The sequence below is a fragment of the Streptomyces roseochromogenus subsp. oscitans DS 12.976 genome (assembly GCF_000497445.1).
Classification (GTDB): Bacteria; Actinomycetota; Actinomycetes; order Streptomycetales; family Streptomycetaceae; genus Streptomyces; species Streptomyces oscitans.
In genome coordinates this window covers 6,027,680-6,040,529 of the sequence record NZ_CM002285.1, presented here as the reverse complement: position 1 = coordinate 6,040,529, position 12,850 = coordinate 6,027,680, and the positions used below count along the sequence as shown (strand labels likewise).

Genomic DNA, 12,850 nt, shown 5'->3' with positions numbered 1-12,850 from the left:
TTGCTCGACCAGGGAGGACGTGGTGAACTCGCCCGATTCGTCCGGAAGGTCGCCGCCGGCGACCGGGATGGACCACTGCCCGGTGACGTCGTGTCCGGGCGCGGCCGGGGCCGCCGCGGGCTCCTCGAAGGTCCACTGCTGGGTCGCGCCGGGCTGGTAGGTGAACCGGTCGTCCGCGGCCGGTGCCTGGGGCGTGGCGTTCGGGTCGGGCCACTGGACGCCGCTCGCGGGCGCGGTCCAGGTGTCGGGCGCGGCGGGATCGTCGGTGCCGGGGGCGGCCGTTATCCGCGGCGGCACATAGCCGTGTCCGGGCGCGGCCAGCGGGCTGTCGCCGGACAGCAGGGCGTCGATGCCGCCCTCGGGGAGCTTGACGAAGGCGGTGGCGCCGTCGTCGTAGTCGCCCTGGGGCAGCGGGTCCCAGCGTCCGCCGCCCTGGGGCGTGCCCTGTCCGTGCTGGTCGTCGGTCACGACAGCGCCCTCCCCAGTGCTCGTCGGGCCAGTGCGGCGACGGTGCGCCGCAGGTGCAGTACGGCGGGCGGAAGCGGGGTCACCGAGCCGTCGGGCTCCGGTACCGGGTCCGGGATGCAGGCCGCGGCGACGTACTCGCCGAAGGCGTTCAGGGCCTCCGGGACGAGCGCACGGTCGTTGTCCCAGTCGATCAGCTGCGCGACCCACTGCTCGGCCTCCAGGGGCCTGAGCGGCATCGGCGCTATGGCGCCCACGGCGCACCGCACTCCGCGCCGGGCGGGGTCGAGGACGAGCGCCACGGAGGCCAGCGCGCGGCCGGGGCCGGTGCGTCCGGTCGCCTTCAGGAAGACCTGCGGGGCGTGCAGCAGCGGCACGCGCACGTAGCCGATGAGTTCGCCGCCGCGCAGCATCTCCATGCCGGCCAGCAGGTGCGACACCGGGATCTCCCGGCGGGCTCCGTCCGGGCCCGCGATGATCAGCGTCGCCTCCAGGGCGGCCAGGACCGGCAGGGCGTCACCCGTCGGGGCGGCCGAGGCGATGTTGCCGCCGAGGGTGCCCGCGTTGCGGATGTGCGGCGGGCCCGCGGCGCGCGCGGCGGCGGCGAGCGCCGGGATCAGGGCCGCGAAGTCGGGGCGGCCCATGCGCGCGTGCGTGAGGCCCGCGCCGAGCAGGGCGTGGCCGTCCTGGTACTGCCAGCCGCGGATCTCGCTGATCCGCCCGAGGCCCACCAGGGCGGCGGGCCTGAGCTGGCCGGAGTTGACGGCGGCCATGAGGTCGGTGCCGCCCGCGACGGGCACGGCGGTGGGCAGGGCGCCGAGGGCCGCCACCGCCTCGTCCAGCGTCGTGGGCAGCGTGACGGCCTGCGCCGCCTGCGGTGCGTGCGTGGTCAAACCGGCTGCCCCTTCCCGCTGCCCCACCTGGTCCCACCTGTGTGGCCGTACGGTACGTGCTCACAGGGCGGACGTGGCAACTCTGGCACATCTTCGCAAGGGCCGAACGCGGGGGTCCGCTAGGAGGCATTCGCCCACCTCATCGCGGAGATGGTCCGTTTTCGCACGGCATTGCCGGTGCGCACCGATTGACACTCTTTGGTGATCCTTGGAGCGTTTTTCCGGCACTTGTTCGGGACAGTCGACTGGACGCCACGGTCACTTGTTCGGGGGCGGTCCCTCGATCGGGCGGCCGGGGACGCCGGGGCGCCGCTGCCACGGCCGGGGCCCGGTGGGCGGCCGGTAGGCGACGCCGAGGGCGTCAAGTCGCGCGTAATGGGCGGCCATACGGCGTTCGAAACCGGCGAAGTCCCGTTCTGCGGGGGCGGGCAGCCGGCTCCAGGCCACCTCGGCGAAGGCCGCGAGCCGGGGGAAGGTCTGGTAGTCCACGCGCGCGGTGTCCTCCAGCACCTCGGTCCAGACGTTGGCCTGAGTGCCCAGCACATGCCGGGCCTCCGCCTCGGTGAGGCCGTCCGGGACGGGTTCGAACCGGTAGACGTCCTCCAGGGTGCGCACGAACCCGATCGGCACCGGCTCGTCCTCGCCCGGGGCCTGACGGTGGTCCAGATACACGTACTGCTCCGGGCACATGACGACGTCGTGGCCGGCCCGCGCGGCCGCGATCCCGCCGCCGTAGCCGCGCCAGGACGACACCGCGGCGCCCTTCGCGAGCCCGCCCTCCAGGATCTCGTCCCAGCCGATGAGCCGGCGCCCGCGCGCCGAGAGCCAGGCGTCGAAGTGGCCGATGAACCACGACTGCAGCTCGTCCTCGCCGGCGAGGCCGAGGTCCGCGATCCGGGTCTTGGCGGTCACCGACTCGGTCCACTGCTCCTTGCGGCACTCGTCGCCGCCGACATGGATGAACCGCGAAGGGAACAGCTCCAGGACCTCCTCGAACACCCCTTCGTAGAAGCGCAGGGTGGTGTCAGTGGGGGCGAGTACGTTGGCGGAGATCCCCCAGTTGTCCCAGACGTCCAGGGCGGTGGTGTCGATGACATCGGAGTTGCCGAGTTCCGGATACGCGGCGATGGCGGCCTGCGAATGGCCCGGTACGTCGATTTCCGGGACGACGGTGATATGCCGCTCGGCGGCATAGGCGACGATCTCCCGGATGTCGTCCTGGGTGTAGTAACCCCCGTGCGGTTTCTCCTCCCACAAGGGCGACGCGCGGTGTCCGAATTTCGACCGTGCCCGCCAGGAGGCGGTTTCGGCCAGCTTCGGATACCGCTTGATCTCGATCCGCCAGCCCTGGTCATCGGTCAGATGGAAGTGGAAGACATTGAGTTTGTGGGCGGCCATCAGGTCGAGGTAGCGCAGCACGCCCTCCTTGGGCATGAAGTGCCGGGCCACGTCGAGGAGAAGACCGCGCCAGCGGAATCGGGGCGCGTCGCGGATGGTGACGGCCGGGAACTCCCACTCGGTCCGGCCGCTGACCGGAGCGCGCCGGAAGGCCTCCGGGCCGAGCAGTTGACGAAAGGTCTGGGCGCCCCAGAACAGACCGGCCTCGCTCGCGCCGTCGATGCAGACGAGATATCCGTCGGCGCACAGCTGATAGCCCTCGTCACTGCCGAGTGCGTCCGCGAGCGCGGGATCGATCCGCAACAGGACGCGGCAGCCGCTGTCGCGCAGCGGGGCCAGCGGCAGCCCGGTCGCCGCGCCGACGGTCGTCCGCAGCCAGCGCGCGACCCGCTCCGTGCCCTCCGTGGCCTCGATCTCGGTGTCCGCGTCGATGACGAATCCGGTGCCACCACCGGGCAGCGAGGCCGCGATGCCGGCCGGCGCGGGGATCAGCGCCACGTCGGGTTCCGGGAAGAGGGGTTTGTCGCTCATGCCGTCCGCCGCACCTCCGCCACATGCGTTGCACAGAGTGCAACGACCGTTCCACTGCGCACAACTTCGAGGAGGCTACCGGTCTCGACCACTCATGGCCAGAGAACACCCTGACCAGAGAACACGAAGACCCCCGGAACGCGCGCACCGCGCACACACCGGGGGCCTTACGACCTCGGACAGACGAATCCTGGACGGATCCTCGACGGATCCTTACTTGTCGCCGCCCTTGCCGCCCTTGTCGTCGCCGCCGCTGCCCATGGATTCGTAGATCTCCTTGCACATGGGGCACACGGGGTACTTCTTCGGGTCGCGGCCCGGCACCCAGACCTTGCCGCACAGCGCCACGACGGGAGTGCCGTCGAGGGCGCTCGCCATGATCTTGTCCTTCTGGACGTAGTGGGCGAAGCGCTCGTGGTCGCCGTCGCCGTGCGACACCTGTGGCGTCGGCTCTACGAGGGTCCCCGTACCAGTCCCGCGCTCGGGCTCAAGAGTGCTCATACCAGCCAGGGTACTGAAGCGCACAGGTATCAGTTGAGCGAAGGGTCGTCCGGATATGTGGCCACCATCGCCAGTTCGTTGCGCTGGCGGCGCAGGACCTCGCGCCAGAGTCTTTCCGGGGCCGGCGAGTAGACGTCGCCGGGCTCCGACTCGACCACGTACCAGGCGCCCTCGACCAACTCGTCCTCCAGCTGGCCGGGGCCCCAGCCGGCGTATCCGGCGAAGATCCTCAGGGATCCGAGGGCCGCGGCGAGCAGCTCCGGCGGGGCCTCCAGGTCGACCAGGCCGATCGCGCCGTGCACCCGGCGCCAGCCGAGCGGGGCGAGGTCGCCGTTCGCGCCGCCCGGGATGACCGCGACGCCGAGCGCCGAGTCCAGCGAGACGGGGCCGCCCTGGAAGACCACACCGGGCTCGCCTGCCAGGTCGGCCCAGCCCTCCAGGATGTCGCCCACGTCCACGGGGGTGGGGCGGTTGAGGACGACACCGAGGGAGCCCTCCTCGTCGTGGTCGAGAAGGAGCACCACCGCGCGGTCGAAGTTCGGGTCCGCCAGGGCGGGAGTGGCCACGAGCAGCCGCCCTGTGAGCGAGGACACCTCGGTCATGCCAGAAATGATCCCGCATCTTGCCCCGCAGTGGGGAGCGGGCGGGGGTGCCGGAGTGAACGCAGCTCAAGGAGCACGGAAGCGCCCCGGGCGCACGACCGCGCCCGGTGACCCCATGTGCCCGAAAGGGAACGGTTCGTGTTGTGACACAGCTATGACGTGGCTGGGCGGTACTCGGGCTTACGGGAGGGGGGTGAACGGCGATTACCCTGTCTTCCCGGCCCCTGCGCACAGTGATCGGCCGGCCCCTGCCCAACTCATCGGAACGCGAGATACATGACCGTCAACGACGATGTCCTGCTTGTCCACGGCGGAACCCCGCTGGAGGGCGAGATCCGTGTCCGCGGTGCGAAGAACCTCGTACCGAAGGCCATGGTCGCTGCCCTGCTGGGCAGTGCGCCGAGCCGACTGCGCAATGTTCCCGACATCCGTGACGTGCGGGTCGTCCGCGGCCTGCTCCAGCTGCACGGGGTGACGGTCCGTCCGGGCGAGGAGCCCGGCGAGCTGGTGATGGACCCGACGTACGTCGAGAGCGCCAATGTGGCTGACATCGACGCCCACGCGGGTTCCAGCCGTATCCCGATCCTCTTCTGCGGTCCGCTGCTGCACCGTCTCGGCCACGCGTTCATCCCCGGCCTCGGCGGCTGTGACATCGGCGGCCGGCCCATCGACTTCCACTTCGACGTGCTGCGGCAGTTCGGCGCGACCATCGAGAAGCGCGCGGACGGGCAGTACCTGGAGGCCCCGAAGGGTCTGCGTGGTACGAAGATCACGCTGCCGTACCCGTCCGTGGGCGCGACCGAGCAGGTGCTGCTGACGGCCGTACTGGCCGAGGGTGTCACGGAGTTGTCCAACGCGGCCGTCGAGCCGGAGATCGAGGACCTCATCTGCGTGCTGCAGAAGATGGGCGCGATCATCGCGATGGACACCGACCGCACGATCCGCATCACCGGTGTGGAGAGCCTCGGCGGCTACACCCACCGCGCCCTGCCGGACCGCCTGGAGGCCGCGTCCTGGGCCTCGGCGGCGCTCGCGACCAACGGCGACATCTACGTCCGCGGCGCCCAGCAGCGCTCGATGATGACGTTCCTGAACACCTACCGGAAGGTGGGCGGCGCCTTCGAGATCGGCGACGAGGGCATCCGCTTCTGGCACCCCGGTGGCCAGTTGAAGTCCATCGCGCTGGAGACGGACGTACACCCCGGTTTCCAGACCGACTGGCAGCAGCCGCTGGTGGTGGCCCTGACGCAGGCCACGGGCCTGTCCATCATCCATGAGACGGTGTACGAGTCCCGGCTGGGCTTCACCTCGGCGCTGAACCAGATGGGCGCCCACATCCAGCTCTACCGCGAGTGCCTGGGCGGCTCGCACTGCCGTTTCGGCCAGCGCAACTTCCTGCACTCCGCGGTCGTCTCCGGCCCGACCAAGCTGCAGGGCTCCGACCTGGTCATCCCCGACCTGCGCGGCGGCTTCTCGTACCTGATCGCGGCCCTGGCGGCCGAGGGCACGTCCCGCGTCCACGGCATCGACCTCATCAACCGCGGCTACGAGAACTTCATGGAGAAGCTCGTGGAGCTGGGAGCCAAAGTCGAACTGCCCGGCAAAGCACTCGGCTGACCTCGCCGCCTGATCCCGGGCCCGGGGGCACACGCTTCCGGCCGGGGGTCCGGGGGTTGTCCCCCGGGCAGACACAGCATGGAGAAGCTCGTGGAGCTGGGAGCCAAAGTCGAACTACCCGGCAAAGCACTCGGTTAGGTGTTCTTACGGCGATGGGGCGGCACCCGGAAAACCGGGTGCCGCCCCATCGCCGTTATGCACAGTGCCCCTGCACCGTCCCGTTGGCACAGGGGCGGCAAGGTCACTTGCCCTTGGCCGCTTCCTTGAGCTTGCTGCCCGCGGTGACCTTCACGCTGTAGCCGGCGGGGATGTTGATCGGCTCGCCGGTCTGCGGGTTGCGCGCGGTGCGAGCGGCACGGTGGGTGCGCTCGAAGGTCAGGAAGCCGGGGATGGTGACCTTCTCGTCGCCCTTGGCGACGATCTCGCCGACGGTCTCGGCGAACGCGGCCAGCACGGCGTCGGCGTCCTTGCGGGTCACCTCGGCGCGGTCGGCCAGCGCGGCCACCAGCTCACTGCGGTTCATGTTGTTACTCCCGTGTTTTTCTTGCCGTTGGGGTGTGCCCCGCGGCGGATCCGCCCGGGGCACTGCGATGCCGATGCGCTCGCGCCCAGGGACGCATCCTGCCCCTACCTGCGGCGGTAAAGCCAATCCGGCACCCGTAGGAGTCGTGAGAACACCCTGGGGAGTCACACGAAAAGCGCCCGCTCGGCGTCACCCTAGAGCGCGCCCGGCATCAGCTGGTTCCACGACGCGCCGGTGCGGGGGCCGCCGTGGTGATCCTCACAGCCTCCACACAGTACAGGGCGGGAAAATCAGCCCTTTCGGCGCTTCAGGACGCGGTCGTGCGGGCCGAAACGGGGGGTCTGGGGACGGCAGCCCCCAGTACCCGCCCGCAGCAACGCCGGTCGCCTACTCGGCCGACGCCGACGCGCCGACGGCCTTCGCGGCCTCGCGCACCGCTCCGGCGACGGCGCCCGCGACCTTGTCGTTGAAGACGCTCGGGATGATGTAGTTCGGGTTCAGCTCGTCCTCGGTGACGACGTCCGCGAGGGCCTGCGCGGCGGCGAGCATCATCTCGGTGTTGACGGTGCGGGACTGGGCGTCCAGCAGGCCGCGGAAGACACCCGGGAAGACCAGCACGTTGTTGATCTGGTTCGGGAAGTCGGAGCGGCCGGTGGCCACGACGGCGGCCGTCTGACGGGCGATCGCCGGGTCGACCTCGGGGTCGGGGTTCGCGAGCGCGAACACGATGGCGCCGTCGGCCATGGCGGCCACGTCGACGCCGTCCAGCACATTGGGGGCCGAGACGCCGATGAACACGTCCGCGCCGCGCACGGCCTCCTTCAGGGTGCCGGTGAGGCCCTCGGGGTTGGTGTTGTCCGCGATCCAGCGCAGCGGCGAGTCGGCCGGTGCGTTCACCAGGTCCTCGCGGCCGGCGTGGACGACACCGTGGATGTCCGCGACGACGGCGTTCTTCACGCCTGCGGCGAGCAGCAGCTTGAGGATGGCCGTACCGGCCGCGCCGGCGCCGGACATGACGACCCGGATGTTCTCGATGGCCTTTTCCGCGACGCGCAGGGCGTTGGTCAGGGCAGCGAGGACGACGATGGCGGTGCCGTGCTGGTCGTCGTGGAAGACGGGGATGTCGAGGGCCTCGCGCAGCCGGGCCTCGATCTCGAAGCAACGGGGCGCGGAGATGTCCTCGAGGTTGATCCCGGCGAACCCGGGTGCGATCGCCTTGACGATCTCCACGATCGCGTCGGTGTCCTGGGTGTCCAGGCAGATCGGCCAGGCGTCGATGCCGGCGAAGCGCTTGAAGAGGGCCGCCTTGCCCTCCATGACGGGCAGCGCGGCCTTGGGGCCGATGTTGCCGAGGCCGAGCACGGCGGAACCGTCCGTCACAACCGCAACCGAGTTGCGCTTGATGGTGAGGCGGCGGGCGTCCTCGGGGTTCTCGGCGATCGCCATGCAGACGCGGGCCACACCCGGCGTGTAGACCATGGACAGGTCGTCACGGTTGCGGATGGGGTGCTTGGACTGCATCTCGATCTTGCCGCCGAGATGCATCAGGAACGTACGGTCGGAGACCTTGCCGAGGGTGACGCCCTCGATGCCGCGCAGCTTCTCGACGATCTCGTCGGCGTGGGCCGTGGAGGTGGCCGCGATGGTCACGTCGATACGGAGCTTCTCGTGGCCGGACGCGGTGACGTCGAGGCCCGTGACCGAGCCTCCGGAGGACTCCACGGCGGTGGTGAGCTGCGAGACGGCGGTTCCGCTCGCGGGCACCTCCAACCGGATGGTCATCGAGTAGGAGACGCTGGGCGCCGTTGCCATGGCCGACTTCCTCTGCTTTCACCGTGTCGCGAGTTGTGCCGTCCGATCGTCGCACCTACCCGTGAGTACGTGATAGTCGCCCAGGGTTGCGGACGTTTTGTTCACAGGGATCGGCGAGCAGGTGGCATGGTTTCGGAAAACCACTTCCACCATACGAGAAATGATCAGGCGGGAAAAGGGGTGCGCACCCCAAAGAAAGAGACCCACATCACCTCGGTGATGTGGGTCTCCCACACGTTCATGACACCGACCCGCCATGCTCGCCTCGCGGCAAGTGGTCCCTCGCAGGGACGAAGGTTGGGCCCGGGGGCTTGGATCGGGCCGGTGCCACACCAAGGCTAACAAACCGATGCCGTAAGGCCATTCCCGTCCGGGATGTTCACAGGAAGTCGGTCGCGCAGCAGATCGGAACGTCAGTCGCGCAGCAGATCCGGCACCCCGGCCGCGTCCGGCTCGTCCCGCTCCCCCGACACCACCGTCAGCTGGTGGGTGGCCCGGGTCAGCGCCACGTACAGCACGCGCAGCCCGGCCGGGGACTCGTCGGCGATCTCCGCGGGCGACACGACGACCGTCGCGTCGTACTCCAGCCCCTTGGCCTCCAGGCTGCCGAGCGCCACCACCCGGTCGCCGAGTCCGGCCAGCCAGCGCCGGGCCTCCTCGCGCCGGTTCATGGCGACGACCACGCCGACCGTGCCGTCGACCAGGTCCAGCAGCCGTTCGGCCTCTGCTCGCACCGTGTCCGCCAACGACCTCTCCACGACCCGGAAGCGCGGCTCGACCCCCGTGGACCGCACCGCGCGCGGCGACTCGGAGCCGGGCATGGCGAGCGCGAGCACCCTGGCGGCCAGCTCGGCGATCTCCGCCGGGTTGCGGTAGTTCACGGTGAGCTGGAAGCGGCGCCGGGGCCGGGTGCCCAGGGCTTCGTCGCGGGCCTGGGCCGCCTCGTCCGGGTCGGACCAGGAGGACTGGGCCGGATCGCCGACGACCGTCCAGGTGGCGTGCCGGCCGCGGCGGCCGACCATGCGCCACTGCATCGGCGTGAGGTCCTGCGCCTCGTCCACGATGACGTGCGCGTACTCGGTGCGCTCCTGCGCGAGCCGCTCGGCCCGCTCCCGCTGGCTCTCCTCGCGCACCGGCATCAGCTCCTCCAGGCCGGTGAGCTGGTCCAGCGGGTCGAGCTCGCGCTTCTTGCGAGGGCGGGCCGGGGCGCCGAGGATCGCCTGCAGCTCGTCCAGCATGGCGATGTCGTGCACGGTGTGGCCGTCCCGCTGCAGGGCGCGGGCGACCTTGCGGACCTCGCCGGGGTTGAGGATCCGGCGGGCCCAGCGGCCGAGCCGCTTCTCGTCGGCCATGGCCGCAAGGACCCGCTTCGGGGTCAGCTCGGGCCACCAGGCGTCGAGGAACGCGATGAAGGCGTCCTCGGTCGTGACGTCCTCGTCGAAGGAGGAGCGCAGCTCGGCGGCCAGCTCCGGGTCGGTGTGCCGGCCGGCCGCCCCGGACTTGGCCCACAGGGCGTCCAGGAGCAGCTTGCGGGCGCGCGGCCGGAGCAGGTTGACGGGCGCGGTGCCGCCGAGAGCGGTGCGACGGACCCGGTCCAGCTCGGCTGCCTCCAGCTCCAGCCGGCGCCCGAAGGCGACGACGCGCAGACGGGCGGGCGGGCCGTCGAAGGCCTGCGGCCCGGCGTCCCCGGCACGGGCGGGCCGGGCGCAGGGCCCCAGTTCCAGGGCGCCCCGGGCGGCCTTCCGCAGCACCTTCAGCATCCGGTACGAGCCCTTGGCGCGGGCCACGGACGGGGAGTCGTACAGCGTGGCCTCGGCGCCGACGGCGTCCACGGCGAGTGAGCCGATCGCGCGGATCGCGACCTGCCCCTCCTCGCCGAGCGAGGGCAGCACGCCCTCGGTGTAGGCGACGAGCAGCGGGGTCGGGGAGACGATGAGGATGCCGCCCGCGTATCTGCGTCTGTCCTGGTAGAGCAGATAGGCGGCGCGGTGCAGGGCGACGGCGGTCTTGCCGGTTCCCGGCCCGCCCTCCACATAGGTGATGGAGGCGGCGGGGGCGCGGATGACCAGGTCCTGCTCTGCCTGGATGGAGGAGACGATGTCCCGCATGGTGTGGCCGCGGGCCTGGCCGAGGGCGGCCATGAGGGCGCCGTCGCCGATGACGGGCAGCGTGCGGCCGTCCAGGTGGGCGGTCAGCTCGGGCCGCATCAGGTCGTCCTCGACCCCCAGCACCCGGCGCCCCTTGGACCGGATGACCCGGCGCCGTACGACCCGGCCCGGGTCCACGGGCGTGGCCCGGTAGAAGGGCGCGGCGGCCGGTGCCCGCCAGTCGATGACCAGCGGCGCGTAGTCCTCGTCGAGGACGCCGATGCGCCCGATGTGCAGGGTCTCGGCGATGTCGGCGGTGTTGTCGTCCCGTACGGCGCCTTCGGCGGGCTCCACGGCGGTGTAGGCCCCGTCGGGGCCCTTCTTCCCGTCCTTGCCGAGCAGCAGGTCGATCCGCCCGAAGAGGAAGTCCTCGAACTCGTTGTTGAGCCGGTTGAGGTGGATGCCGGCCCGGAAGACCTGCGCGTCCCGCTCGGCCAGCGCGCCCGGGGTGCCGACCTGGCCGCCCTTGGCCGCGTCGTTCATCAGGAACTCGGCCTCGTGGATCTTCTCCTCGAGACGCCGGTACACCCGGTCCAGGTGTTCCTGTTCGACGCTGATCTCCCGGTCGCGGACGGAGTCGTGTGCGTCGTGCGACGAGCCGACCGCGGACTGCTGAACCTGAGCGGCCACCGGGCCCCCTTCTGACGTGCTGGGCAGCCGTCAACCGTACGCGAAAGGGCCCTCTCAAAGCTACGGGGTCGGCAGCTCCCCACGGCGCGGGGAACTGCACGACCAGCCACGACGCGACCGGCAGGCGAGTTCGGACAGGACACACCCGATTGAGATCCCGGCCAAGCCCGCCGCGCGCGCTACGCCTGCACCTGCACGATCTTCTTTCCGTCGAAGGTCACGACCTCGAAGTGGTCGATCTCGTTCGGCTTGAAGGCCGCCGCGCCGCCGATGTAGAGCGGCTTCCTGGACTCCTCGGTCTTCGCGGTGGGGATGCCGTAGCCCCAGTTCGGCACGGACCAGGAGGACATCGTCACGCGCTGGCCGTTCTTCGCGACGAGCACCAGAGAGCACTTCAGGGGGCCCTTGACGTTCTTCAGCTCCAGGACCGCCTGGGTGCCCCAGTCCTTCTGCTGCATGCCGACGGTCGCGCTGGCGTGGGACGCCGGGTCGGTGGCCGACCTCTTGTCGGACATGGCCTCGAAGGTGGTCTGCGCCGAGGACGCGGTGACCTGGCCGCCTCCGCCCGACGAGCCGCTGTTCACGGCGATGGCGGCCAGCGGTCCGGCGATGATCAGTGCGGCCGCCGCGGCGATCATGTAGAAGGAACGCCGTCGCTTCTGGGCGCGCTTCTCGGCGACCTCGTCGACCAGCTTCTCCACCAGCCGCGGACTGGGCCTGGCGGACAGCGAGTCGCCGATCGCGGGGGTGCTGCCGGAGCCCGGCAGGTCCGCGAGCGCGGCGAGCATCGGCTCCATCCCGGCCAGCTCGTCCAGCTGCTGGGCGCACCACTCGCAGCCGGCGAGATGCGCCTCGAAAGCGGTTGCCTCGGCGTCGTCGAGAATCCCGAGGGCATAGGCGCCGACGGTCTCGTGCTCGCTCGGCACCGAAGATCCCTGGTTGGGGCTCATGGGGCCAGACATACCCGGACCACCCATGCCGAATCCCTGCATCCCCCCGTATCCACCGCTCATCACGCCGTCACCCCCCGCTCCTCCAGTGCCAGCTTCATCGACCGCAGGGCGTAGAACACCCGAGACCGCACCGTGCCACTGGGTATGCCCAGCGTCTCGGCCGCCTCATTGACCGTACGCCCCTTGAAGTACGTCTCGACGAGTACCTCCCGGTGGGCCGGGGTCAGGTCGTCGAGCGCGTCCGACAGCGTCATCAGCCACAGCGCCTTGTCGATCTCGTCCTCCGCGGGGATGACCTCCAGCGGCGACGGATCGACCTCCTGCGGCCGGGCCTGCCGGCTGCGGTGGCCGTCGATGACGATGCGGCGCGCGACCGTCACCAGCCAGGGGCGTACCGATCCGGTCGCCCGATTGAGCTGACCGGCGTTCTTCCAGGCACGGATGAGCGTTTCCTGTACGACGTCCTCGGCGCGCTGCCGGTCACCGGCGACCAGCCGCAGGACATACGCGAGCAGAGGTCCGGCGTGCTCTCGATACAGCGCACGCATCAGCTCCTCGTCGGGTTCCGAGGGCTGTGAGGACATGCGATGTCGGGCCCTCGATCCACGTTCATTGGCCACGGCCGCATCCTTGCGCACGCCCACCTCCGGTGTCCGGGGGTTCCCCCAGTCGGTCGCTCGCCCACCCGTACGGAAACGAGCGTTGAGGTGTTCAAACGGAGGTGACAGTTTTCCCGGGGGTGACGTGACGACAGGGACATGCGAGCACATTCCTCCCG

Annotated in this window: 10 protein-coding genes and 1 pseudogene; 1 reads left to right on the top strand and 10 read right to left on the bottom strand. The window is 70.6% G+C overall.

Features of this window, described 5'->3' with window-relative positions; all coding sequences use genetic code 11:
- The 5 genes and pseudogenes from M878_RS48915 to M878_RS75670 all read right to left on the bottom strand — a co-directional run.
- Window positions 1-468: pseudogene (locus M878_RS48915) on the bottom strand (hypothetical protein); the annotation flags it as partial.
- Window positions 465-1,358, bottom strand: coding sequence for an FAD binding domain-containing protein (locus M878_RS75680; protein WP_023550139.1), 894 nt, complete (start codon window positions 1,356-1,358; stop codon window positions 465-467). The gene M878_RS75680 and the pseudogene M878_RS48915, both read right to left, overlap by 4 nt.
- 258 nt (window positions 1,359-1,616) lie before the next feature.
- Window positions 1,617-3,287, bottom strand: coding sequence for a beta-N-acetylhexosaminidase (locus M878_RS75675; RefSeq protein ID WP_023550138.1), 1,671 nt, complete (start codon window positions 3,285-3,287; stop codon window positions 1,617-1,619).
- Window positions 3,288-3,500: 213 nt separating this feature from the next.
- Complete coding sequence (locus M878_RS48910; RefSeq protein ID WP_031225798.1) at window positions 3,501-3,788, bottom strand: DUF3039 domain-containing protein; 288 nt, start codon at window positions 3,786-3,788, stop codon at window positions 3,501-3,503.
- Between the two features lie 29 nt (window positions 3,789-3,817).
- Window positions 3,818-4,390, bottom strand: a complete 573-nt coding sequence (locus tag M878_RS75670) for a YqgE/AlgH family protein (RefSeq protein ID WP_023550136.1) — start codon at window positions 4,388-4,390, stop codon at window positions 3,818-3,820.
- Window positions 4,391-4,666: 276 nt separating this feature from the next.
- Here M878_RS75670 and murA point away from each other — a divergent pair, with 276 nt between their 5' ends.
- Window positions 4,667-6,007, top strand: coding sequence for a UDP-N-acetylglucosamine 1-carboxyvinyltransferase (gene murA, locus M878_RS75665; protein WP_023550135.1), 1,341 nt, complete (start codon window positions 4,667-4,669; stop codon window positions 6,005-6,007).
- A gap of 241 nt (window positions 6,008-6,248) precedes the next feature.
- On the opposite strand, the gene M878_RS75660 is transcribed toward murA, so the two are convergent.
- From M878_RS75660 to M878_RS75640, 5 genes are all read right to left on the bottom strand, one after another.
- Entirely contained in the window at window positions 6,249-6,530 is a 282-nt protein-coding gene (locus tag M878_RS75660) for an HU family DNA-binding protein (protein WP_023550134.1), read from the bottom strand.
- Between the two features lie 387 nt (window positions 6,531-6,917).
- Window positions 6,918-8,342, bottom strand: coding sequence for an NAD-dependent malic enzyme (locus tag M878_RS75655; RefSeq protein WP_023550133.1), 1,425 nt, complete (start codon window positions 8,340-8,342; stop codon window positions 6,918-6,920).
- Window positions 8,343-8,755: 413 nt separating this feature from the next.
- On the bottom strand, window positions 8,756-11,119 hold the full coding sequence (locus M878_RS75650) for a HelD family protein (RefSeq protein ID WP_023550132.1): 2,364 nt from the start codon (window positions 11,117-11,119) through the stop codon (window positions 8,756-8,758).
- Between the two features lie 179 nt (window positions 11,120-11,298).
- Window positions 11,299-12,069: an anti-sigma factor family protein gene (locus M878_RS75645; protein ID WP_245238211.1), complete on the bottom strand. Its 771-nt coding sequence runs from the start codon at window positions 12,067-12,069 to the stop codon at window positions 11,299-11,301.
- A gap of 62 nt (window positions 12,070-12,131) precedes the next feature.
- Window positions 12,132-12,716 (bottom strand): sigma-70 family RNA polymerase sigma factor, encoded by a 585-nt coding sequence (locus tag M878_RS75640; RefSeq protein ID WP_030167252.1) that lies wholly within the window; start codon window positions 12,714-12,716, stop codon window positions 12,132-12,134.
- Window positions 12,717-12,850 lie beyond the last annotated feature (134 nt).

Coding starts and splice junctions, on each gene's coding strand:
- M878_RS75675 (WP_023550138.1), bottom strand. CDS start 3,287: ATGAGCGACAAACCCCTCTTCCCGGAACCCGACGTGGCGCTGATCCCC.
- M878_RS48910 (WP_031225798.1), bottom strand. CDS start 3,788: ATGAGCACTCTTGAGCCCGAGCGCGGGACTGGTACGGGGACCCTCGTA.
- M878_RS75670 (WP_023550136.1), bottom strand. CDS start 4,390: ATGACCGAGGTGTCCTCGCTCACAGGGCGGCTGCTCGTGGCCACTCCC.
- murA (WP_023550135.1), top strand. CDS start 4,667: ATGACCGTCAACGACGATGTCCTGCTTGTCCACGGCGGAACCCCGCTG.
- M878_RS75660 (WP_023550134.1), bottom strand. CDS start 6,530: ATGAACCGCAGTGAGCTGGTGGCCGCGCTGGCCGACCGCGCCGAGGTG.
- M878_RS75655 (WP_023550133.1), bottom strand. CDS start 8,342: ATGGCAACGGCGCCCAGCGTCTCCTACTCGATGACCATCCGGTTGGAG.
- M878_RS75645 (WP_245238211.1), bottom strand. CDS start 12,069: ATGAGCCCCAACCAGGGATCTTCGGTGCCGAGCGAGCACGAGACCGTC.